The following is a 1,167-nucleotide window of genomic DNA, read 5'->3' on the forward strand; positions in this document are numbered from 1 at the left end:
ATATATTGCTAATCTTAATGTAAATAAATCAGAAGCATTAAGTATAGCAAAAGATAAGCTCAAAAGCGTCAATCTTGAATATGAAAGAGTTTTAGATTCATATCCAACTGAACTCTCTGGAGGCATGATTCAGCGTGTTATTTTAGCGATATCTATGGGACTAAATACTGATTATATAATTGCTGATGAACCAACATCAGCCTTAGACAATTATAACTCATCATTATTTTTTGAATTGATTAAAGCAAATTTCAAAGGCAAAGGAATTTTGTTAATAACACACGAGGCTGATATTCTTAAAAAATATAGCGATTACATCTATGTGATAGAAAATGGATGCCTTATAGAAAAGGGGAGTAGTAAAGATATATTTGAAAGTCCTAAAGAGGAATGGACAAGAAAATTTGTTGAATGTAGTCAGAAGATATTAGATTCTGGAGGTGAATGGGAGTGGACGAAATAGCTATGAGTAACGTTAGTCTTTCTTTTGAAACAGTAAAGGGGACATTTAAAGCTCTAGATCAAATTTCCTTTTCACTTAAAAGGGGAGATAACTTAAGTTTAATTGGTGAAAGCGGATCTGGTAAAAGCACCATTGCAAAAGCATTAATAGGATTAGAAAGAATAGATGAAGGATCTATACTCTATGATTCTGTAGATATCTCAAAATTAAAATTAAAAAAAATAAGAAAATATAGAAAAAATATCCAGTCTGTTTTCCAGGATACATCTGGTACTTTAAATCCTGGTATAAGCACTTTTAAAAATTTGGAAGAAGGGCTTATTAATTTAACAAACTTGTCGAAAAAGGAAAGAAAGGAAAAGGTATTATTATTTTGCGAGGATTTACATTTAAAAAAGGAAATATTAGATGTGCCCGTTCACCAACTATCTGGAGGTGAGCAAAGAAGATTGTCGCTCATAAGAGCCCTTATGGTTAATCCTGATTTTTTAATACTAGATGAGGTTACAGCTGGGCTTGACTTACTGACGATTGAAAAAGTATTAAACTTACTTTTTTATTATCAATCTAAGCATAGTATTTCTTATATTTTTATCACTCATGATATAAATCAAGCAAAACAGATTTCAGATTATATCATAGAAATAAAGAAAGGAAAAATATTTAGAGAAGGAAAATTGCAAAGGAGATAGAAATGATCAAAC

General features: G+C 30.4%; 2 protein-coding genes. Both read left to right on the forward strand.

What is annotated here, in order from left to right:
• On the forward strand, nucleotides 1–463 hold a 463-nt coding region (locus QP860_RS10535), incomplete at its 5' end, for an ATP-binding cassette domain-containing protein (RefSeq protein WP_284912800.1).
• Nucleotides 451–1,155 (forward strand): ATP-binding cassette domain-containing protein, encoded by a 705-nt coding sequence (locus QP860_RS10540; RefSeq protein WP_004167023.1) that lies wholly within the window; start codon nucleotides 451–453, stop codon nucleotides 1,153–1,155. The genes QP860_RS10535 and QP860_RS10540, both read left to right, overlap by 13 nt.
• Nucleotides 1,156–1,167: the final 12 nt, after the last annotated feature.

The organism is Aerococcus sp. UMB1112A (genome assembly GCF_030230715.1).
In the GTDB taxonomy this organism is placed as follows: domain Bacteria; phylum Bacillota; class Bacilli; order Lactobacillales; family Aerococcaceae; genus Aerococcus.